The 309-nt window shown below is 63.1% G+C and carries 1 protein-coding gene; it reads right to left on the reverse strand.

Features of this window, described 5'->3' with window-relative positions:
- Nucleotides 1-309 (reverse strand): Ig-like domain-containing protein (locus AB1462_RS32530; RefSeq protein WP_367249243.1); only part of this gene is annotated, 309 nt, incomplete at both ends.

The following is a 309-nucleotide window of genomic DNA, read 5'->3' on the forward strand; positions in this document are numbered from 1 at the left end:
TGGTGCCGTTGGCTGGCGCCGAAGTCAGCGGGCCGCCGTCGGTGGCGGTGTAGGTGAAGTCCGCGGTGCCGTGGAAGTTTTCGTTCGGTTTGAAGTAAACGGTCGCTTCGCCGTTGACCGCATCAATAGCGCCGGTCACCGGTTTGGTCATCGCCGCGTCGGTGTAGAAGGTGCCGTTGGTAGGCGTGCCGACAGTGAAGGATTTCACGTCCGTCGGACTGTCTACGTCGGTGGCGGACAGTTTGACCGCGATGCCTACGCTTGGGTCTTCAGCACCGGTCGCAGCAGTTTCCGCAGCCACCGGCGCGT

This window comes from Pseudomonas sp. SB113 (assembly GCF_040754745.1).
GTDB classification, from domain to species: Bacteria; Pseudomonadota; Gammaproteobacteria; order Pseudomonadales; family Pseudomonadaceae; genus Aquipseudomonas; species Aquipseudomonas grimontii.